The sequence below is a fragment of the Duganella sp. sic0402 genome (assembly GCF_019219065.1).
GTDB lineage: Bacteria > Pseudomonadota > Gammaproteobacteria > Burkholderiales > Burkholderiaceae_D > Rugamonas.
Genome location: NZ_JAHUWK010000004.1, coordinates 326,608 through 347,710, shown reverse-complemented (window position 1 = coordinate 347,710; position 21,103 = coordinate 326,608). Strand labels below are relative to the sequence as shown.

General features: G+C 62.3%; 18 protein-coding genes and 4 tRNA genes. 12 read left to right on the top strand and 10 right to left on the bottom strand.

Annotated features, from left to right (window positions below; genetic code table 11):
* Positions 1–30: 30 nt before the first annotated feature.
* The 4 genes from KW842_RS13465 to rnr form a co-directional block, all read right to left on the bottom strand.
* Positions 31–708, bottom strand: coding sequence for a YceH family protein (locus KW842_RS13465; RefSeq protein WP_218304599.1), 678 nt, complete (start codon positions 706–708; stop codon positions 31–33).
* Positions 709–720: 12 nt separating this feature from the next.
* The gene (gene cysE / locus KW842_RS13460; protein WP_218304598.1) at positions 721–1,458 is read right to left on the bottom strand and encodes a serine O-acetyltransferase; all 738 of its coding nucleotides are present in this window, start codon (positions 1,456–1,458) and stop codon (positions 721–723) included.
* A gap of 125 nt (positions 1,459–1,583) precedes the next feature.
* Positions 1,584–2,330: a 23S rRNA (guanosine(2251)-2'-O)-methyltransferase RlmB gene (rlmB, locus tag KW842_RS13455; protein ID WP_229223668.1), complete on the bottom strand. Its 747-nt coding sequence runs from the start codon at positions 2,328–2,330 to the stop codon at positions 1,584–1,586.
* On the bottom strand, positions 2,331–4,781 hold the full coding sequence (rnr, locus tag KW842_RS13450) for a ribonuclease R (RefSeq protein ID WP_218304597.1): 2,451 nt from the start codon (positions 4,779–4,781) through the stop codon (positions 2,331–2,333).
* A gap of 286 nt (positions 4,782–5,067) precedes the next feature.
* Between rnr and KW842_RS13445 the strand changes: the two genes are divergently transcribed.
* Positions 5,068–5,152 (top strand) — tRNA-Leu (locus KW842_RS13445).
* A gap of 73 nt (positions 5,153–5,225) precedes the next feature.
* On the opposite strand, the gene KW842_RS13440 is transcribed toward KW842_RS13445, so the two are convergent.
* Positions 5,226–6,770, bottom strand: a complete 1,545-nt coding sequence (locus tag KW842_RS13440; protein WP_218304596.1) for an ATP-binding protein — start codon at positions 6,768–6,770, stop codon at positions 5,226–5,228.
* A gap of 150 nt (positions 6,771–6,920) precedes the next feature.
* Between KW842_RS13440 and KW842_RS13435 the strand changes: the two genes are divergently transcribed.
* Positions 6,921–7,005, top strand: a tRNA-Leu gene (locus KW842_RS13435).
* Positions 7,006–7,043: 38 nt separating this feature from the next.
* Here KW842_RS13435 and KW842_RS13430 read toward each other — a convergent pair.
* Positions 7,044–7,793, bottom strand: a complete 750-nt coding sequence (locus KW842_RS13430) for an ABC transporter substrate-binding protein (protein WP_218304595.1) — start codon at positions 7,791–7,793, stop codon at positions 7,044–7,046.
* 173 nt (positions 7,794–7,966) lie between these two features.
* Here KW842_RS13430 and KW842_RS13425 point away from each other — a divergent pair.
* Together KW842_RS13425 and KW842_RS13420 are read left to right on the top strand one after the other, a co-directional pair.
* Positions 7,967–8,051: transfer RNA gene (locus tag KW842_RS13425), tRNA-Leu, on the top strand.
* A 25-nt stretch (positions 8,052–8,076) separates the two neighbouring features.
* A tRNA-Leu gene (locus tag KW842_RS13420) sits at positions 8,077–8,161 on the top strand.
* Positions 8,162–8,230: 69 nt separating this feature from the next.
* Here KW842_RS13420 and KW842_RS13415 read toward each other — a convergent pair.
* Positions 8,231–9,079 (bottom strand): SDR family oxidoreductase, encoded by an 849-nt coding sequence (locus KW842_RS13415; protein ID WP_218304594.1) that lies wholly within the window; start codon positions 9,077–9,079, stop codon positions 8,231–8,233.
* Between the two features lie 94 nt (positions 9,080–9,173).
* On the opposite strand from KW842_RS13415, the gene KW842_RS13410 reads away from it, so the two are divergent.
* The 6 genes from KW842_RS13410 (at position 9,174) to KW842_RS13385 (ending at position 17,984) form a co-directional block, all read left to right on the top strand.
* The gene (locus KW842_RS13410) at positions 9,174–9,584 is read left to right on the top strand and encodes a helix-turn-helix domain-containing protein (RefSeq protein ID WP_218304593.1); all 411 of its coding nucleotides are present in this window, start codon (positions 9,174–9,176) and stop codon (positions 9,582–9,584) included.
* Between the two features lie 77 nt (positions 9,585–9,661).
* The gene (locus KW842_RS13405) at positions 9,662–11,860 is read left to right on the top strand and encodes an ATP-binding protein (RefSeq protein ID WP_218304592.1); all 2,199 of its coding nucleotides are present in this window, start codon (positions 9,662–9,664) and stop codon (positions 11,858–11,860) included.
* Between the two features lie 95 nt (positions 11,861–11,955).
* Entirely contained in the window at positions 11,956–13,113 is a 1,158-nt protein-coding gene (locus KW842_RS13400) for a GGDEF domain-containing protein (RefSeq protein ID WP_218304591.1), read from the top strand.
* A gap of 283 nt (positions 13,114–13,396) precedes the next feature.
* The gene (locus KW842_RS13395) at positions 13,397–13,951 is read left to right on the top strand and encodes a phasin family protein (RefSeq protein ID WP_218304590.1); all 555 of its coding nucleotides are present in this window, start codon (positions 13,397–13,399) and stop codon (positions 13,949–13,951) included.
* Between the two features lie 68 nt (positions 13,952–14,019).
* On the top strand, positions 14,020–15,660 hold the full coding sequence (locus KW842_RS13390; protein ID WP_218304589.1) for a VRR-NUC domain-containing protein: 1,641 nt from the start codon (positions 14,020–14,022) through the stop codon (positions 15,658–15,660).
* Positions 15,648–17,984 carry an ATP-dependent DNA helicase gene (locus KW842_RS13385; protein ID WP_218304588.1) on the top strand — a complete coding sequence of 779 codons (2,337 nt, stop codon included), beginning with the start codon at positions 15,648–15,650 and terminating at the stop codon, positions 17,982–17,984. The genes KW842_RS13390 and KW842_RS13385 overlap by 13 nt, the downstream gene beginning before the upstream one ends.
* Here KW842_RS13385 and KW842_RS13380 read toward each other — a convergent pair.
* Positions 17,953–18,486 carry a hypothetical protein gene (locus tag KW842_RS13380; protein ID WP_218304587.1) on the bottom strand — a complete coding sequence of 178 codons (534 nt, stop codon included), beginning with the start codon at positions 18,484–18,486 and terminating at the stop codon, positions 17,953–17,955. The two genes, KW842_RS13385 and KW842_RS13380, sit on opposite strands and share 32 nt — an antisense overlap.
* A 10-nt stretch (positions 18,487–18,496) precedes the next feature.
* The gene (locus KW842_RS13375) at positions 18,497–19,588 is read right to left on the bottom strand and encodes a zinc-dependent alcohol dehydrogenase (protein ID WP_373925187.1); all 1,092 of its coding nucleotides are present in this window, start codon (positions 19,586–19,588) and stop codon (positions 18,497–18,499) included.
* 43 nt (positions 19,589–19,631) lie between these two features.
* On the opposite strand from KW842_RS13375, the gene KW842_RS13370 reads away from it, so the two are divergent.
* Positions 19,632–20,087, top strand: coding sequence for a host attachment protein (locus KW842_RS13370; protein WP_229223667.1), 456 nt, complete (start codon positions 19,632–19,634; stop codon positions 20,085–20,087).
* A gap of 134 nt (positions 20,088–20,221) precedes the next feature.
* Entirely contained in the window at positions 20,222–20,677 is a 456-nt protein-coding gene (locus KW842_RS13365) for a nuclear transport factor 2 family protein (protein WP_218304585.1), read from the top strand.
* On the opposite strand, the gene KW842_RS13360 is transcribed toward KW842_RS13365, so the two are convergent.
* On the bottom strand, positions 20,674–21,096 hold the full coding sequence (locus tag KW842_RS13360; RefSeq protein ID WP_218304584.1) for a GNAT family N-acetyltransferase: 423 nt from the start codon (positions 21,094–21,096) through the stop codon (positions 20,674–20,676). The two genes, KW842_RS13365 and KW842_RS13360, sit on opposite strands and share 4 nt — an antisense overlap.
* Positions 21,097–21,103: the final 7 nt, after the last annotated feature.

The window sequence follows — 21,103 nt, the reverse complement described above, 5'->3', positions numbered from 1 at the left end:
ATAAAAAATCCAGCGGCCCGCGCCCATGGTTTATTCAAACTGCTTGCGGAACTCGGCAAACTGCGCGGTCAGCTCCTCGACTTGCTGGCGCAGTTGCTGGACTTCCTGCTCCAGCGCGCCTAAGCGCGTGCCCTGCCCGCCAGTACTGACGGAACCACCCAGGCTGAGCGCGGTTTCTTCGCGCGCCAGCGCTTCCTCGCCGCCCAGCAGATGGCCGTAGCGCGGCTCCTTGGTGCCTGGCGCCAGCGGCAGCCTGGATACCAGCGGCGGATATTTATCGATCAGGAATTGCAGCGCCTGCTCCACATCGGCAACCGACTTGAAGTCATGCAGCCGGCCGCTGCGGGTGCGGATCTCGCCGGCGGTTTGCAGGCCGCGCAGCATCAGTATCGTCAGCACCGCCAGCTTGTCCTGCTCCAGCGACCACTTGATGCGCATCCGGTGTTCGTACTTGGTGACGCGCGCGCCAGCTTGGGTGATACCGTTGACATATTTGTTCTGCATCAGCCGCTGCAGCACTTCCGCCACTGTTTCTTCCGACAGCGCCATCACCGGATCGCGGCTCGACAGCTGATTGCAGCCATTGACCAGCGCGTTCAACGACAGCGGATAGTTATCCGGCGTCAGCGCTTCCTTCTCGGCCAGCACCGCCAGCACGCGGATTTCAAACGGGTCCAGTATTTCCAGGCCTTCAGGCGTTGTTTCCATATCCACTTCCTTTTATTCGACGAGCTTGTTCAGTTGGTCGGAGTTCAATTTATCACACTCAGCTACGCTCTGACACGCCAGCCCCGCCGCCTTCATGGTGGCCACCAGCTGCTCGATGCGCTGCTCCTGCTTGACCGCGTTTTCGATCAGCCCGCGCAGCGCCTTGGACAGCGGGTCATCGCCGTTCGGCGTCACGCCATAGGCGGCGAAAGGATTGGCGGCGGCGTTCAGCACATCTTTTTGCACGATGTGGGCCGGATTGCCGACCGCCGTCGCGCCCGGCGGCAGCGGCTTCAGCAGCACCGCGTTGGAGCCGACCTTGGCGTATTCGCCGACGGTAAAGCCGCCCAGCACCTTGGCGCCAGCGCCGATGATGACGCCGCGCCCCAAGGTCGGGTGGCGCTTGGCACCGGTGTGCAGCGAGGTGCCGCCCAGCGTCACGCCCTGGTAGATGGTGCAGTCGTCGCCGATTTCTGCGGTTTCGCCGATCACCACGCCGAAGCCGTGGTCGATGAAGACGCGGCGGCCGATGGTGGCGCCTGGGTGTATCTCAATGCCGGTGATGATGCGCGCCAGGTAGGAGACGAAGCGCCCCAGCCATTTCATCTGGTGGGTCCAGTACCAGTGCGCCCAGCGGTGCATGACGATGGCTTGCAGGCCGGGGTAGCAGGTCAGCACCTCCCAGGCGTTGCGGGCGGCGGGATCGCGTTCGATGATGCTGTTGATGTCTTGGCGTAGACGGTGGAACATGGCTTATCCAGAATGACAACCGGTGCTTGCATGGTAGCGTATCCGGCTGGGAGTTGCTGAACAGCGGCTGAGTTCGGAGGGAGTTCGGCGGCCCTCGAATTCGGCCGCCGAATGGTGCGTGTCGCTTATGCTTCCTTGGCGATACGCTGGCGGCGTGCCTCGTACAGACAGACGCCCGAAGCAACCGACACGTTCAGGCTCTCGACCGAGCCGAACATCGGGATGCTGACCAGCATGTCGCAGGTCTCGCGGGTCAGGCGGCGCATGCCCTCGCCTTCCGAACCCATGACCAGCGCGGTCGGGCCGGTGAAGTCGGCTTCGTACAAGCCTTTGTCGCCATCGTCCGAGGTGCCGATCAGCCAGATGCCGCGGTCTTTCAGTTCGCGCAAGGTGCGCGCCAGATTGGTGACGGTGATGTAAGGCACGGTCTCGGCGGCGCCGGAGGCGACCTTGGCGGCGGTGGCGTTCAGGCCCACGGCACGGTCTTTCGGCACGATCACCGCATGCGCGCCGACGCCGTCGGCCACCCGCAGGCAGGCGCCCAGGTTGTGCGGATCGGTGATACCGTCCAGCACCAGCAGCAGCGGCGGACCGTCGATGGCGTCCAGCAGCTCGTCCAGATTGCGCGCCAGCGCCAGCTGCGACGCAAACGCGATCACACCCTGGTGGCGGCGGGTGCCGACGATTTTGTCCAGACGTGCCGAATCCACCGGCATGACGCGCACGCCAGCCGATTTGGCGTTGGCGATCAGGTCTTTCATGCGGCGGTCATCACGACCGGCATCGACGAAAATTTCTTCCACCGACGCAGCCTCGTGACGCAAACGCGAGGTCACCGCGTGGAAACCGAAAATCATTTTGTTCTTGCTCATTTATCGCTTCTTCTTACTCTTAGGGGCAGCTTGGGCTGCTCTGGGTTTGGCCGCGGATGCGGCCTTGGTCTTGCGGGCAGGCTTGGCAGCTGCGGGCTTGGCCGCTGATTTTGCCGCTGGTTTGCTGGTCGGCTTGGCGGCCGGGATCGCCGGGCCAGGCTTGATATTGGTCTTGCTGTTCTTGCTGGCGGCGTTGGCCTTGCCTTCGCGCGGCGGCACGGCATCGACGCCAGCCAGTCGCAGATCGATCTTGCGCGACTCCAGGTCGACGCGCACCACCTGCACGCTGACGCGGTCGGTCAGCTGGAAGGTTTTGCCACTGCGTTCGCCTTTCAGTTCGTGACGCGCATCGTCATACTGGAAGTAATCCTGGCCCAGGTCGGTGATGTGCACCATGCCTTCGACAAACAGCTGGTCCAGCTGCACGAAGATGCCGAAGGTGGCCACGCCGGTGATGATGCCAGTGTATTCCTCGCCCAGCTTGTCCTGCATGAAGTAGCACTTCAGCCAGTTCTCGACATCGCGCGAGGCTTCGTCGGCGCGGCGCTCGTTGGCCGAGCAGTGCACGCCCAGCGCGTCCCACACGGTCAGGTCGCCGGCGGCCTTCGGCGCCTTGCCTTCGGCCTTGTCCTTGGCCTGCTGCTTGCGGGTAGCGTTCGAGACGTTGGTGTTCAGCACGCTGGTGCCGGCGATCTTCGGCTCGTACTTTTTGCCCAGCAGGATGGCCTTGATGGCGCGGTGCGTCAGCAAGTCCGGGTAGCGGCGGATCGGGCTGGTAAAGTGGGCATAAGCCTCATACGCCAGGCCGAAGTGGCCGATGTTATCCGGTGAATAGACCGCCTGCTGCATCGAGCGCAGCAGCATGGTTTGCAGCAGCGACGCGTCCGGACGCTCCTTGATCTGGCGCATCAGCGCGGCGTAGTCGGCCGCAGCCGGCTTGTCGCCGCCGTTCAGGCTCAGATTGACCTGCTTGAGGAAGGTGCGCACCTGCTTCAGCTTCTCAGCGGTCGGCGTGGCGTGGATGCGGTAGGTGCCCGGATGCTTGTGGCGGATCAGCAGATCGGCCGCACACACGTTGGCGGTCAGCATGCACTCTTCGATCAAACGGTGCGCATCGTTGCGGGTGCGCGGGATGATCTTTTCGATCTTGCCGTTCGGATTGCAGACAATATAGGTTTCGGTGGTTTCGAAATCAATCGCACCGCGTTCCGCGCGCGCTTTCAGCAGCGCCTGGAACACCTCGTACAGATTGCTCAGGTGCGGCACCAGGCCGGGACGGCGTGCCGCCTCGGGTCCCTTGGTGTTGCCCAGGATCTCGGCCACTTCAGTGTAGGTCAGGCGCGCGGCCGAGTGGATCACGGCCGGATAGAACTGGTAAGCCTTGATCTCGCCCTTGGCGGTAACCACCGCATCGCAGACCAGCGTCAGACGGTCCACCGCTGGATTCAGCGAGCACAGGCCGTTGGACAGTTTTTCCGGCAGCATCGGGATCACGCGGCGCGGGAAGTACACCGAGGTGCTGCGTTCCAGCGCATCGGCGTCCAGCGCGTCGTTCGGCTTGACGTAGTGGCTGACGTCGGCAATCGCGACGATCAGGCGGTAGCCATTGGCGCGGCCGATCTTGACCGGTTCGCAGTAAACCGCATCGTCGAAGTCGCGCGCGTCTTCGCCGTCGATGGTGACCAGCGGCACGTCGCGCAAATCAACGCGATCACCCCAGTCGGCTTCGCGCACATGGTCAGGCAGCTTGTTGGCCTGGCGCAGCGCCGCGTCCGAGAAGATATGCGGCACGCCGAATTTGCGCACGGCGATTTCGATTTCCATGCCCGGATCGTCCAGCGAACCCAGTACTTCAACAATCTTGCCCACCGGCTGCTTGAAGCGCATCGGCTGCTCGGTCAGCTCAACGCTGACGATCTGGCCCGACTTGGCCTTGCCGATCGCGCCCTCTACCAGCACGTCCTGCGAAATACGCTGGTCTTCCGGCGCCACGATCCAGGCGCCGTTCTGGTTCAGCAGGCGGCCGATGATGTGGGTATTGGCGCGCTGCGTCACTTCCACAATCGTGCCTTCCGAACGGCCGCGGCGGTCCACGCCGACGATCTTGGCCAGCACGCGGTCGCCATGCAGCACTTTCTGCATTTCCTTCTCCGGCAGGAACAGGTCTTCGCCCGGCTCATCCGGAATCACAAAGCCGAAACCGTCGCGGTGGCTGCTGACGCGGCCGGCGATGAAGCCGGTCTGCGTCGCCAGCGTGTAGTGGCCGGTGTCGTCAATGAGGATCTGGCCGTCGCGCTGCATCGCGTTCAGCCGGCGCGACAGGACAGCCTGCGCATCGGTGGCGACTTTCAGCGATTTCGACAGGGCGCGCAGATCCAGCGGACCTTTGGCGCTGCGGAAGATGCCGAGAATTTCCTCCCGGCTGGGAATGGTATGTGTAGGTTGGTTCAAAAGTTTTCTAGTTTTTTACAGTGTTAGCATCTATACGGCATGCGCGACAGGCGTAGTGTACTTGGAATCGCCTTGCTTGACTAATGCATGGCCGCGTCGGGAATTCTTCAAAAATATTTTGGGAGGCATTTGACATCGCCAAGGATTGCTCTATAATCTTGGTCTCTCGCAGCGAAAGCGGCGGGTTCTGCAAGACAGGGTTGATGTGCAGTAAGGAATGTAAAAGTTCATCTGGCGCAAAACTCTCCCGGTCGATATAATAGCAGAGTTGTTAAGCAGCATCAGTGCCCACGTGGCGGAATTGGTAGACGCGCATGGTTCAGGTCCATGTGCCGCAAGGTGTGGGGGTTCGAGTCCCTCCGTGGGCACCACAAAATTCCGCAAAAATAGCCATCCGGCTGAACGCGATCAGGATCGCGCTCATGTCCGATGGCTATTTTTCATTTAGTCGGTCCATTCAAGCTTGAGATGCGCACCGATCTCGCGCAGCAGGTCGTGCTCATTGACCGGCTTGGACAGGAAAGCATTCGCCCCCACCTCCAATGAACGCTCCTCCTCTTCCGGCGTGGAGCTGGCGGAGATCATCAGCACCGGCGTATCCGCAGTGCGCTGGTCGGCCCGCAGGCGGCGCGTGGTTTCGATGCCGTCCATGCCCGGCATCACCATATCCAGCAACACCATGTCAGGCTGCACGGCTTGCGCCTGCTGCAGCCCGGCACTACCGTTTTCGGCCTCCAGCGTGCGGAAGCCGAGCGAGCCAAGCAGATCGCGCAGCAGCGCGCGGTTGGTAGCAACGTCATCCACCACCAGTATCGTCTTGCGCGGACCAGCATAGCCGGTGGCGATGCGCTCGCCGCTGGCCAGTGCGCCCGGCGCATCCACCACCTTCAGCGGCACCTCAAACCAGAAGCGGCTCCCCTTGGCGGGCGCGCTTTCCACTTTCAGCGCGCCGCCCATCAACCGCACCAGTTGCCGGCTGATGGCCAGGCCCAGGCCGGTGCCGCCGGCGCGGCGCGAGACATCGCCAACCTGCTCAAAGGGCAGGAAAATCAGCTCCTGCTGATCGGCCGCGATGCCGATGCCCTCGTCGATCACCTCAAACCGCAGCACCTCATCCTGCAACGGCGACACGCGCAGCCGCACGGCGCCGCGATCGGTGAATTTCACCGCATTGCCCAGCAGGTTCAGTAGTACCTGCCGCAGCCGTGTTTCATCCACATGCACGGCCACCGGCAAGCCCTCCATCAATTCCAGCTCGAAGTACAAATGCTTTTGCTCGGCGCGCACGCGCATGATGTCGGCCACCACCGACAGCAGATCGCCCAGCCGCACCGGTTTGGGATGAAATTCCATCTTGCCTGCATCCACCCGCGACAAATCCAGCACATCGTTAATCAGCGCCAGCAGATGCTGGCCGCCCTGCTGGATGGTGCTGACACGGGTCTGCTGCGACACGTCCAGGCTGCGGTCGCGCTTGAGAATCTGGGTGTAGCCCAGCACGGCGTTCAGCGGCGTGCGCAGCTCGTGACTCATCGCCGCCAGGAAGGCGCTCTTGGCGCGGTTCGCCACTTCGGCGCGCTCCATGGCGGCACGCAGGTCGTCATTGGCTTTTTGCAGCTCAGCATTGACGGCGGCCAGCTGCGCCGGACTGGGAATGCGCAGCGCGATCGGTATCAGCCGCACCATGGCGATGGCGGTCACCACCGAGGCGGCGGCGGTAATCGCCTTCAGCGTGGCCGACATCACATAATCCGGATGCCACACCACCCAGATATCGGCGATATGGGTCGCGCCACAGGCCAGGATGAACACACCGAAAGCGATGAACATCCAGTCGAATGGCATGTCGCGCCGCTTGCGGATGAAGTAGACCAGGCTGACCGGTATGGTCAGGTACGCCAGCGCGATCAGCGCGTCGGAAATCACACTGGTCCACAGGATGGACGGTATCCACAGGAAGCAGTGCCCATGCGGCATGAAACTTTCCATCGCCGTCTCCAGTCTTGTTGAAATGACAGGAATCAAGCTTACGAAAGTGTTCCGCAACAGGCAAGCGCCAAAAACACTTGCGAAAAACAAGTTGTTGCCGTAATATACTGGCCTCTGACGCACACAACGCGACAGACACAGTAGTAAATTGCCCACGTGGCGGAATTGGTAGACGCGCATGGTTCAGGTCCATGTGCCGCAAGGTGTGGGGGTTCGAGTCCCTCCGTGGGCACCAAGAATTCCGTGTTAAAAGCCTCCTTCGGGAGGCTTTTTTCATTTCAGCACTTGCAGATACTCGTCGTACTTGCCACTCTCCCGCAAACGCTTTAAACCCCTATTGAATAAACCCAGGTAGCGCAAGCTTTCCTTGTTCCGCTTGTTCATCATCAGATGGTAGTGGGTGATGTTGTACGGATTGGGATCCCAGGTGATCAGCGCCGCCTGCTCCGGCGTCAGCGCGGTACGCATGATCGCGCGCCCCACATCCAGGTTGGCCGGGAACACGTCAAAACGCCCCGCCGCCAATTTGCGGAAATTCTGCTCGTCGGTGACGGCTGTGCGGTCGATGCTGAGGAAGGGGTATTTGTCGAAGGTGTATTCAAAGCCCGCCGTGCCACCCATGCGCACGCCCGCCATCTGCTGATAGCCGCTCCAGCGGAATGGATAGCTTTTCAAATGAAATAGCACCGACTGGCCGTCGAACACCACGTCGCTGAAATAAAACCGGCGCTGGCGGTCACTATCCCGGCCCGAGGTGCTCCACAAAATCGTGCCATGGGCGAAATCTTCCGCAGCCTCCGCATAAGCACGGTTCGGCGGGCGGAACACATAGCGCACCTCCACGCCCTCCAGCGCAAACGCCGCGCTGACGATGCGCGACAACGGCCCGTTATGCGGTAATTGCTGCGAAGTATATGGCGCCCATTCGGTATTCGTCAGCGTAATGACCTCCTTGGCGCAGGCTTGCGCAGACAGCATCAGCAGGCTGGCCACAGCCAGCACAAAGGAAACCGCACGCATCATGCAGTGAATACGATGTTGAAAGAAACGTCATTATGATTCAACTGGTCGCATACATCGCAATGAAATAATTTCACAAAAGCAGCTAAATGCTATTGACGGGTATGCTGCCACCCCTTAAGATGCGTGCCTTCTGTTGCAGAACACGCAGCAGAAAGTAGCAGCAAGACATCAGCGCCCACGTGGCGGAATTGGTAGACGCGCATGGTTCAGGTCCATGTGCCGCAAGGTGTGGGGGTTCGAGTCCCTCCGTGGGCACCAAGCGCTGATGATTGAAGTTATAAATGCCCACGTGGCGGAATTGGTAGACGCGCATGGTTCAGGTCCATGTGCCGCAAGGTGTGGGGGTTCGAGTCCCTCCGTGGGCACCAAGAATTCCGCAAAAAGCCGTCTGGCTGAGCGCGCTCAAATCGCGCTCATGTCCAGACGGCTTTTTTGTCTTACAGCGCCGTTTTGATGGCAGCTGCCAGCGAGATGGTCGGATGGCCAATCAGTTTGCTCAGCACTTTGCTGTCATCAAACAACGCCCCCTTGGCAGCCTGGGCATCTGAATCCGCCAGCAGCTCAGCCAACGGTGCCGGCAGGCCGATTTGCAGCAGCAAGCCCAGATAATCCTGCTGCGACAAGTTGTTGTACGGGATGTTGGTGCCAATCTGACGCGATACTTCCGCCGCCAGTTCAGCCAGCGTGAACGCACTATCGCCCGCCAGCTCATACACCTGCTCCACCACACCCTCGCTGGCCAGCACGACGGCTGCCGCTTCCGCATATTCCGCCCGCGCCGCAGCGGCAATCCGGCCCTCGCCTGCGCCGCCCGCCAGCGCGCCATGCGCCACAGCGCCGCCCAGGGTACCCGTGTAGTTTTCCACATACCAGCCATTGCGCAGGAAGGTGTATGGAACACCTGCCGCGCGTACCGCAGCTTCGGTTTCGCGATGCTCGGCGGCCAGCGCCAGCGTCGACGTATCGGCGTGCAGCACGCTGGTGTAGGCCAGCAGGCTGACCTTGGCGCGGGCGGCGGCGTCGATCACATTGCGGTGCTGCGGCACGCGGTTGCCCAGGTCGTTCGACGAGATCAGCAACACCTTGGTCGCGCCCTCAAAGGCGCTGTCCAGCGAGGCCGGATCGTTATAGTCGGCGTGGCGCACCAGAACACCCTGGTCGGCCAGGTCGGCCGCCTTGCCCGGATCGCGCACCGCCGCGACGATTTGCTCGGCAGGCACGCGCTTGAGCAGTTCAGCAATCACCAGACGGCCCAGTTGGCCGGAAGCACCAGTTACGATAATCATGAGGTTTCTCCTTGAAAGTGGATGGACCCATGATATAGGCTATACTTACGGAATGTAAGTACGCACATTTTAGTAAGTACCCCCAGGAGTCCCCATGACCAGCAAATCCCTGCGCAAAGCCATCGAACAACTGAATCAGGACCAGCAACGCGGTCAGGTGATGGCGGCCGACTGCCCTTCCCGCATTGTACTGGGCCACATCACCAGCCGCTGGGGTGTACTGGTGCTGGTGATGCTGCTGGAGCGCACCCACCGCTTCAGCGAACTGCGCCGGGCGGTAGGCGGCGTCAGCGAGAAAATGCTGGCGCAGACGCTGGAAGTCCTCGCCCACGACGGCTTGGTGTTGCGCGTGGCGCACCAGGTAGTCCCGCCGCACGTCGAGTACAGCCTGACGCCGTTGGGCCGCGAGGCTGCGCAGCGGCTGGAAGTGCTGGTCGACTGGATCGAGGATAACTTCCCGCTGATCAAGCAGGCTCAGGAAGCTGCCGCACTCAAGGCCGCATAACGCTTGCCCATACAGCCCCATCTTGTAATACACTGGCCTCCACGCCACCCTGTGGAGCCCGACCCGTACCGCCATACATGATGCCGCCGTTCTCGTCCGATCAGCCGCTGACCATCCTGATTGCCGCCAGCACGACTTACGACGCCGCCGCGCTGCGGCGCATGCTTGCGCGCCACCATTTTGAGGTGCAAGTCGTCAGCCGTGGCGACGAGGCGCTGAGCGCCGTACGTGACGGCAAGGTTGCGCTGGCCCTGCTGGACGTGGCGCTGGCCGGCAGCGCCAGCCTGGAGCTGTGTCCGCGCCTTCAGCAAGCCAGCCCGCATCCGCTGCCGGTGTTCCTGCTGTCCGCCCATCCCAGCGACGAGGAGCGCGTACTGGCGCGGGAAGCCGGCGCCTCGGTCTATCTGCCGCTGAGCTTCAATGCGGAAGACCTGGCGGAAAGAATCCTGCTGCACCTGCAAGTGATTTCGCCCGCCCCGGTGCTGGCCGGCGTGCCGACCATGGCGACGCTGGAAGTCAACTATCACACCATGCTGGCCGGCTCGCCGGACGCCATTGTGCTGATGCAACGCGGCAATCATCGCATCCTCGACGTCAATCTGCGCACCCGGCAGATGTTCGGCATGACCGAAACCGAGCTGATCCAGACCGACCTGCTGGCGCTGTGCCCGCCAGTGCAGCCGGACGGCCAGCCGACCGAGCATGTGCTGACCGTGGCGCAGGAACAAATCATGGCCGGCGAAATACAGCTGTTCGACATGGAGATGCGCCACAGTTCCGGCCGGCCGATGTCCTGCGAGCTGCGGATGGTGCCGCTGACCACCGCCGAACACCGGCTGATGCACGCGCGCATCGTCGACATCACGCCGCGCAAGCTGGCGGCCGAGCTACGCGACGGCAAGAACGCGCTGCTGGAAATGATCGCCCGCGGCGCCGGGCTGCCGGAGACGCTGGACAAGCTGGTGCGCCTGATCGAAGCCCAGCTGGACGGCGGCCATTGCACGGTGATGCTGCTGAATCCGGATGGCGTCACCGTCCACAGTGCAGCCGGCCCCAGCATGCCGCGCGCGTACATGGACGCACTCAACGGCCTGCCGATCGGTCCGGCAGCAGGCTCCTGCGGCACTGCGATGTTTCGCAAGGAAACCGTGATCGTCAGCGATATCCAGAATGATCCGCTGTGGGCGCCCTACCGCAACGCCGCCGTGCATTACGGCCTGCGCGCCTGCTGGTCGACGCCCATCCTGCTGGACCGGGGCACGGTGCTGGGCTCGTTTGCGATGTACTACCACGACGTGCGCGAACCCAACGAAGAAGACCGCCGCCTGATCCGCACCGCCACCCACCTGGCCGGCATCGCCATCGCCCGCACCCGGCGCGAAGAGGAATTACTGCGCCACCGCGAGCATCTGGAAGACCTGGTGGCGGCCCGCACCGCCGAGTTGCGCCAGGCCAAGGAGGAGGCGGAACACGTCAACGAGGAACTCAGCACCGCACTCAACAACCTCAGCATGACCCAGGACGAACTGGTGCGGCGCGACAAGCTGGCGGCGCTGGGTGCGCTGGTGGCCGGCGTTGCCCATGAGCTGAATACGCCGATCGGCAATGCGCTGACGATGGCGGGCAGCATGGAGGAACGCACCGCCGAACTGCGGCGCGATATGGAAGGCGGGCTGCGCAAATCCGTGCTGGAAGCCTATCTGGAGCAAGCTGCCAGCGCCGATGCGGTGGTGCTGCGCAACCTGAACCGTGCCGCCGCGCTGGTCGACAGTTTCAAGCGCATAGCCGTCGACAGCGCCCACAGCCAGCGCAGCCGCTTCGCGCTCGGCGATGTGGTGGCGCAATTGATGCAATCGCTACAGGCAGAAGTGCAGCGGCGCGGCCTGGAGCTGATCGAAGACATCGAGCATTGGCTGGAAATGGACAGCTATCCCGGCCCGCTCGGCCAGGCGCTGCAACATCTGATCGAAAACAGCCTGGTGCACGGTTTCGACAACCGCGGCAGCGGCAGCGTCACCCTGTCCGCCCATGACACCGGCAACGGTGAGATCGCCATCACGCTAAGCGACACCGGCGTCGGCATTCCGGAAGCCAACCTGCCGCGCATCTATGATCCCTTCTTCACCACGCGCATGGGATCGGGCGGCTCCGGGCTCGGTTTGTATATAACACACAACATCGTCACCGGCGTGCTGGGCGGCCGGATCGACGTCGCCAGCACGCCGGGGCGCGGCACCAGCTTTATGCTGCGTCTGCCAAAAGTCGCACCACTGTAGCCTCCGCTTAAATTCCCTACGCCGCAAATGTTGCAGTCGTATAATGCAACATAACAGACCGGCAAGCAGCCGGCGCCTAGCGGAGATACGCGGTCATGCAATCGAATGCTGTTCAGTCCAGGACAATCAAGGTAGCGCCCCTGCGCTGCGAGTTCCGCGATGGCGCGACGGAAAACGATTTCCTTGAACATCAGCTGGCCATGACCCAGGACCAGTTGCGCGTCACCTTTCTGTTCTGTGCGCTGTTCTACCTGTGTTTTGCGCTGACCGATCTGCTGTGGCTGGGCTATGAGCTGAAAACCGGCCTGCTGGTCGGCGTGCGCATCGCCGTGGCGGTCACCGTGCTGGCCAGCCTGGCGCTGCTCAAACATCGGCCGGACTCGATACCGGTGACGCGGCTGGTCGCCAGCGTGGTCGAAATCGTCGGCGCGGTCGGCTTCCTGCTCATCGCAGGACTGCGGCCTATGGAGTTTTCGCTGCACGCGATTTCGATGTCGGTGGTGGTCATCGTGCTGTATATCTACATTCCCAACCGGCTGATCTATGCGGCCGCGATTGCCGCCGCGACCACGGCGCTGTTCATCGGCATGGCGTGGCGGCTCGGCGGCGTGGTCGGCATCCAGCTGCCGACCATGGCGGCGCTGCTGATCCTGACCAACCTGTTCAGCTACGTGGCGGCAAGGCGCTACCAGATCCTGTGGCGCGAGGAGTATAGCGCCCAGATGGTGCTGAAAAACCTCTCGGTGCGCGATCCGCTGACAGGCTGCTACAACCGCCGCCATCTGCACCAGCAGCTGCTGGAAACGGAAATCTCGCGCGCCCAGCGCTACCGGCTCAGCCTGACCGTCATCATGTGCGACCTGGACCATTTCAAGGCGGTCAACGACAACCATGGCCACTATGGCGGCGACACCGTGTTGCAGCACTTCGCCGCCCTGCTGCAGTCGATGACGCGGGATAACGTCGACAGCGTGGTGCGCTACGGCGGCGAGGAATTCCTGCTGATCCTGCCGGAGACCGACTTGGCCGGCGGCGCATTGCTGGCCGAGCGGCTGCGCCAGTCGCTGGCCGCTACGCCGGTCGAGCACGACAAGCAGCGCATCGCGGTGACCGCCAGTTTCGGTGTCGCCAGCGTCGATTTCGCGGTGCAGCCCCAGGCGGCACACATCAATATGATCGCCGCCGCCGACGATTTGCTGTACGCTGCGAAAAACAGTGGCCGCAATCGCGTCTGCGCCCAACAACTGGTTTAAAGGTATGAAGACATTCACGCGACAACGCGCTTTGCTGCTGATGCTGGCCCTGGCTTGCGGCAGCCTGGCGGCCGAGCCGGCGCCCTGGTGGAAATGGCGTAGCAAGATCGACGGAGCGCTGTTTTGCTCGCAAACGTCGCTGGGGCCGGGCTGGGATAGGGCCTACGGGCCGTTTCGTGACGCCCGTTGCGAGAAGCTTATTGTTGTACGATAATCAAATTACAAAAACACGGTTAAACCGGAATCGCTGCAAGCTGTATCCCCCCATCTATGAGGAGACTGTATGTTCACGAATCCCGAGCAATTTGCCAACGCCACCAAAACCCTGTTTGAATTCCAGCTTGAAACCTTCAACACGCTAACCAGCAAGACCGTGCAGGGTGTCGAGCAGGTGATCGCGCTCAATCTGGCGACCGCCAAGTCGCAGTTGCAGGGCGGACTGGCCGCTGGCAAGGAAATCAGTCAGAGCAGCGATCCCAAGGCGGCGCTGAAAGTCGCTACCGACCAGATCCAGCCCGGCGTCGCCAATGCCGCCACCTACAACCAGCAGCTGGGCGACATCATCGCCGAGATCCGCGAAGAATTCACCCGCGCCGCCGACGCCCATGTGGCCGAAGCCAAAAACAACCTGAGCGCGCTGATCCATGACGTGACGAAAAACGTCCGTCCCGGCTCGGAAAACGCGGTCAGCATCGTCAAGACCGCCATCGACAACGCCTTTGCCGGCTACGAGCAGGTGACCAAGGCCACCAAGCAGGCGGTGCAGGCCGTGGAAGCGGAAATCGCCAAGGCCAACACCCTGGTCACCCAGCAGACGGGCCCCGCCGCCAAGAAATAGCTGGGCAAGCGGGACGCAACGCGATACACTGTATATAAATACAGTTCATCCCGTTTCGTCCCACCGCAATGATCAAAGTTCTGGAAAATCCGTTCTATTATCTGGAAAATTTTCACCAGGTACTGACGTGGATCGGCGAACGCTACGACGATCTGCTGAACGCCGACGAACGCCGCTTCCTCACCAGCTTCCCCGCCCTGCCGCAAGCCTCGCGCGCGCTGTTCGTGCGCATGGTGATGCGCAAAGGCACGATATTCCGCGCCAGCAAGCTGATGTACGCGGAAATCGGCAGCACCCACGAGGCCGCCCGGCCGTTGGCCGAACTGGGCCTGATCGAAGAAGATCCGCAACTCGGCCTCGACCAGCTGTTCGAGCTGCTGCAAAAACCGGAAATCGTCAAAGTATTCCAGCTGGGCGCACACGTCCGGCATCTGCGCAAGGCCGAGCAGTTGGAGGCGCTGCGCGAGGAATACGGCGCTGAGCACCGCTTTTCCGGCTGGTACGCCAATTCCGGCGACCACGTCTACCGCAATCTGACGCAGGAACTGTGCGACCGCCTGCGCCTCATCTTCTTCGGCAACTACCATCAGAACTGGACCGAGTTTGTCCTGTCCGACCTGGGTATCTACCAGTACGAGAAAGTGGCGTTCTCGCCGGCAGCGCGCGGCTTCCGCTGCCGCCGCGACATCGATGATTTCCTCGCCATCCATCAGTGCCACGAGCGTTTTGCCGAAGGCGAAGACCCGGCCGATGTAATCGCCGGCCTGCCGCCCTGCGCCGACGATAACGAATGGCTGCGCAGCCGCCGCAGCAAGCTGGTGTTCACCATCGCCCAGCATGTCGAAAAGCTCGGCGACTGGCCGGCCTCGCATGCGCTCTATGCCGATTGCGACTATCCCGGCGCCCGTGCGCGCGCCATCCGCGTGCTGGAAAAAAACCAACAGCCGCGCGAGGCCTTCGCGCTGCTGCAAACCGCCATACTGGCGCCCGAGAGCGAAGCCGAACGCCAGCAGTTGCTGCGCATGGCGCCGCGCCTGGCGCGCAAGCTGGGCCACGCCAAGCCGCCTCCGGTGATGCTGGCGCAGGCCGAGCGCATCGACCTCAGTCTGCCGCCGCCAGAGGAAGCCAGCTACGTCGAATTCGTCGTCCGCGATCACCTGAGCCGCGCTGACGCGCCGGTCTACTATGTCGAGAATTCGCTGATGAATTCACTGTTCGGCCTGCTGTGCTGGGAGGCGGTGTTTTCGCCGATACCGGGCGCGTTCTTCCATCCCTATCACCGTGGCCCGGCCGATCTGCACAGCGCCGACTTCCAGCGCCGCCGCGCGCCGCAGTTCGGCGACGCGCTGTCGCAACTGGATGGCGAGCAATACCGCGCCACCATCCGCACCAACTACACGGCCAAATACGGCATCCAGTCGCCCTTCCTGTACTGGGAAGCGATCGACGAGGATCTGCTCGACCTGGCGCTGGACTGCATCCCGCCGCTGCACCTGAAGCGCGCGTTTGAGCGCATCCTGCTGGACATCAAATCCAACCGCAGCGGCTTCCCCGACCTGATCCAGTTCTGGCCGGCCGAGCGCCGCTACAATATGATCGAAGTCAAAGGACCGGGCGACCGCTTGCAGGACAACCAGCTGCGCTGGATCGAATACTGCGCGGCGCACCAGATGCCGGTGTCGGTCTGCTACCTGCAATGGGCGGCATGACACACCCCGCCCGCTACACCGTCGCCGTGCGCGCACTGTGCGAGTTCACCGCCAAGGCCGGTGATCTCGATCTGCGCTTCACGCCCTCGCCAACGGCGCAGGAAGGCATCGCCGGCCACGGCGTGGTCACCTCGCGCCGCGACGACGACTACCAGACCGAGCTATCGCTGAGCGGCGATTTCGGTCCGCTGCATGTGCGCGGCCGCGCCGACGGCTATGACATCCGCGCCAACCGCCTGGAAGAAATCAAGACCTACCGCGGCGACCTGAAGAAAATGCCGGACAACCAGCGCGCGCTGCACTGGGCCCAGGTCAAAATCTACGGCCACCTGTTGTGCCAGGACCAGGGACTGGAAAAGATCCGCCTGGCGCTGGTCTACTTCGACATCGGCAGCCAGAAGGAAACCGTGCTGCACGAGGACCACACGGCCGCCGATCTGCGCGCCTACTTCGAACAGCAATGCGGCCTGTTCCTGCAATGGGCGCAACAGGAAATGGCGCACCGCGCAGAACGCGACCAGCAACTGAAGGCCATGCGCTTCCCCTACGGCGACTTCCGTCCGGGCCAGCGGCAACTGGCAGAAGCCATGTACCGCGCCAGCAAGCGCCAGGTATGCCTGCTGGCGCAAGCACCGACCGGCATCGGCAAGACCGTCGGCAGCCTGTTCCCGATGCTCAAGGGCAGCGCCGAACATGGCGTCGACAAGATCTTCTTCCTTGCCGCGAAAACATCGGGCCGTCAGATGGCGCTGGACGCGGTGGACCTGATCCGCGAAGGCGCGCCGCTGCTTCCTTTGCGCACGCTGGAACTGGCGGCGAAAAGCACCGCCTGCGTCAATCCCGACAAAGCCTGCCACGGCGATTCCTGCCCATTGGCGCAAGGCTTCTATGACCGGTTGCCAGCCGCGCGCGTCTCGGCGCTGGCGCTGATGGCGCCGTCGGCCAACGGCGCAGCGCCACCAGCGCTGGACCGCGACACGCTGCGCGCCATCGCCCTCGCCCACAACGTCTGCCCGTATTACCTGAGCAGCGAACTGGCGCGCTGGTGCGACATCGTCATCGGCGACTACAACTACTACTTTGACAGCAGCGCCATGCTGTACAGCCTGACGCAGCTGAACGACTGGAAGGTCAACGTGCTGGTGGACGAGGCGCACAATATGGTCTCCCGCGCGCGCAAGATGTATTCGACCGAGATGGAACACGACAGTTTGCGGCTGCTGCGCAAGGTCGTTCCGGAGGAACTGAAAAAACCGCTGGACCGCGTGCACAAGCAATGGAACCAGCTGGAGAAGGATCAAACCTCCGAATACCAGTCCTACACCGAGCTGCCGGAAAAATTCATGGGCGCGCTGCAAACGGCGTCCACCGCGATTTCCGACTACATGGCCGATCATCCTGGCTATGTCGAACCGGACCTGCAGAGCTTCTATTTCAACGCGCTGATGTTCGCACGGCTGGCGGAAAGCTTTGGCGACCACGCACTGTTCGACATCGAGAAAGCGCCCGGCGCGCGCGCCAGCAATAGCAATTCGCTGCTGTGCATCCGCAATATCGTGCCCGCTCCCTACCTGAAGCCCCGCTTTGAAAGCACCCACACCACAGCGCTGTTCTCGGCCACGCTCAGTCCATGGAACTACTTCGGCGACATGCTCGGCATGCCGGAGACTACCGCCTGGGTGGATGTGGAATCGCCATTCGTCGCCGAACAGTTGTCGGTGCAGGTGGCGGCGCACATCTCGACCCGCTATGCGCACCGCCAGCAATCGTTACGTCCAATCGCGGAGCTGATGGGCAGGCAGTACGTTCATCAGCGCGGCAACTACCTGGCCTTCTTCAGCAGCTTCGATTACATGGAGAAGGCGGCCACCCAGTTCAGCGAGCTGCATCCCGAGGTGCCGGTGTGGCGCCAGTCGCGCCGCATGGATGAGGCGGAGCGCGCGCAGTTCCTCGACCGCTTCACACTCGACAGCGAAGGCATCGGCTTTGCGGTGCTGGGCGGTTCTTTCGGCGAAGGCGTGGACTTGCCAGGTGCGCGGCTGATCGGCGCGTTTGTCGCCACGCTGGGACTGCCGCAGATTAATCCGGTCAACGAGCAGATACGCGCGCGCATGGACACCATCTTCGGCGCCGGCTACGACTATACCTACACCTACCCAGGCATGCAGAAAGTGGTGCAGGCGGCGGGCCGCGTGATCCGCACCACCTCCGACAGGGGCACCGTCTACCTGATCGACGACCGTTTCGGCCGCCCCGAAATCCAGCAGCTGATGCCGGCGTGGTGGAAGATCGCTACCGCGTCAACCGCGCATTCCGGCGCTTGAGCAGATAGCAGGCCACACCCACCACGGCCATGGTCACCGCCACTTTGCGAACCAGCCCGGCCTTGTTGTGCTGCCACTCCGCGCGGATACCCATCTCGGCAAAGATATTCGGCACGCGACCTTGGCCGAGATCCTGTCCGAGACCCTCGACCACATTGACGCGATCGGCCATCATCAGCATCAGCCAGTGGCGGATATCGTTCTCGCTCAGCTTATAGGCAAGGCCGCGCAGCTTGCCGCTCAGGCCAGATGGCGGCGTGCTGGTGCCAAACACCGGCGTCACGCCCGGCCGCTCAATCGAATGGAATACCTCCACGTTTAGCGGCTGATCTTGCGGCCGTTCGCTGCTCACGCCCTCCAGTCGTGGCGGCGTGCGCTCCATCGGATAGGCTGGCCGGTTCTCCCGCTCCAGGTCTACGCCCCAGCCGGGGATGTGGGCATAATCCTTCTCATCCAGGCTGTTGGCGCGGCGATGCTGGCCGCTGTGATCGCGTGTCTCCATATGTTTCTCCTTATTGCGCAGCGCGAGGTGGCACGAGCACGGTCTTGATGCAGTTATCCAGCTTGCTGGAGAAAATATGGTAAGCGTCCGAAATCTCCTCCAGCGGCACGCGGTGCGTGATGATCTGCTTGGGATCGATGCGGCCAGCCTGGATATGCTCGATCAAGCGAGGCAGATGGCGCTTGACGCTGGCCTGGTTCATGCGCAGTGTCAGCCCCTTGTTGACCGCATTCCCTATCGGCATCGCATTGAAAGTCGGCCCGTACACGCCGACAATCGACACATGGCCGCCTTTGCGCACCGAGTTGATGGCCCAGTGCAGCACGGTGGCCGCGCCGGCCTGCCATTTCAGATAGCGCCCAGTAAGCGTCTGCATGGCGTTGCCGACTGCTTCGCAGCCGACGCAATCGATGCAGACATCGGCGCCCAGCCAGTCTGTCATCTTCTTGATGTGCAGCGCCATGTCGTCCACTTCACGGAAATTGATGGTCTCGCACTGCGCATAGCGGCGTACGAAGTCCAGCCGGTATTCCACATGATCGACCACGATCACGCGGCCGGCCCCCAGCAGCCACGCCGACTTGGCCGCGAAGATGCCAACCGGCCCGGCGCCAAACACCACCACCGTATCGCCGCGCTTGATGCTGCCCATTTCGGCCGCCTGATAGCCGGTTGGCAAAGCATCGGTCAGCAGCACCGCGTCGTCCGGATCCATGTCCGGCGGCAGCACAGTAGGGCCGACGTCGGCCATCGGCACGCGCACGTACTCGGCCTGGCCGCCGTCATAGCCCCCGGTCGAGTGCGAATAACCGTAGATGGCGCCGACCGCGCTGGCTTCCGGATTCGTGTTGTGGCAATTGCTGTAGAGCTCACGCTGGCAAAAGTAGCACGCGCCGCAAAAGATATTGAACGGCACCAGCACATGGTCGCCGACCTTCAGATTCTGCACGCCTTGGCCGATCTGTTCGACCACGCCGGTGAACTCGTGGCCGAAGGTCATGCCGGCCCGCGTGTCCGGCATCAGGCCATGGTAGAGATGCAGATCCGAAAAGGTGAAAGAATTGTACGCGTCGGCGACCGGTCCACACGCCACGAATTTCAGCCGTGCGCGCCTATTTAATCTTCACTCATCAGGAGTATCCAGCATGGAAATCACAATGATACTGGCCGCCAATTCAGGGCGCGCACGATTTTTTACCGGCGTTGAAAACGCGCCGCAACTGGAGGAAATTCACGATATGGTGAACGAGGCTGCGCGGCAGCGCGCGGCTGATCTGGATACCGATCGCATCGGGCCTAAATCGGCGGGCAAGAGCGTACACAACACCACTGGCGCGCTGCCCAACAATACTTATCAGCCTGCGCAGACACCAGCCGAGCATCAGGCCGACAAGTTCGCGCGCGACATCTGCGCCTACCTGCTGCAATCGCAACGCGACGGTGGATACAGCAAGCTGGCACTGATTGCGACGCCGCAGTTTCTCGGTGTGCTGCGGCCGCTGCTCGATCCGCAAGTGCGCGCGATCACGCAACAGGAAATCAATAAGGACTACACCCAGCTCACCGCCCACGAGCTGCGCGAACAAATCGCCATGCGCTGATTCAAGCGCATGATGCACCATTCATCGGACTTACATGCGATTCGCCACCTCTATTGCGCTATTCGTCGGACAACCGGAAGGCCATGATGGCACCCGCGTAAAATGACCGGCATCGCAACCTTACGGAGCCGGTCATGAAGAAATGGGGAATCCTGCTATGCGCGTTGGCCGGGTCGGCGCACGCCGCCGATGACGCGCTTACCGCCACCGTGGCGAAGCTGGACACGGAGATGTTCAGCGCCTTCAACAGCTGCGACAAGCCGGGGCAGCTGGACAAATACGCCAGCTACTTCGATCACGACATCGAGTTCTATCACGACAACGGCGGCGTCACCTGGAAGCGCGACGTAATGATCGCCCAGACCGCGAAAAACGTTTGCGGCAAATACCGCCGCGAGCTGGTGCCGGGCAGCCTGAAAGTCGTACCGGTGAAAGACTTCGGCGCCATTGCCACCGGTTCGCATACCTTCTGCCAGTTCGGCAGCAACAAGTGTGAAGGCATCGCCGAATTCACCCTGATCTGGCGCCTGCGCGACGGCGTGTGGCAAGTCACCCGCGCCTTAAGCTACGGACACCGCGCCAATCCTTAGAACAGTTCCTTGGTCAGCGCGTAGCGCGCGCCGCCGGGCGGGAAGTCGGCCAGCTTGCTGTGAATTTTGTAGCCTTGTTTTTCGTAGAAGGGCAAGGCCTGGAAACTCAAGGTTTCGAGGAACACACGCGGACAGCCACGGCGCACCGCCTCCTCTTCGGCCGCCTGCAGGATGGCTTTGCCCTGCCCCATGCCGCGCAACTCATCGGCGACCCACAGCGCCTGCACCGTCAGCCAACCCAGGTAGGCTGCACCAACCAGGCCGCCCAGCACCGCCGCGCCGTCGTCTTCACGTACCGAGATCACCAGGTAGTTGGGCGTCTCGCCATTGGCGTGCGTAGCGTTGAACATGGTCAGGCCGGTGATCACTTCCGCCATCACCGCCTGATCGGGTCCGTTCTCCATGACTATCTTGGGCATATCGCTC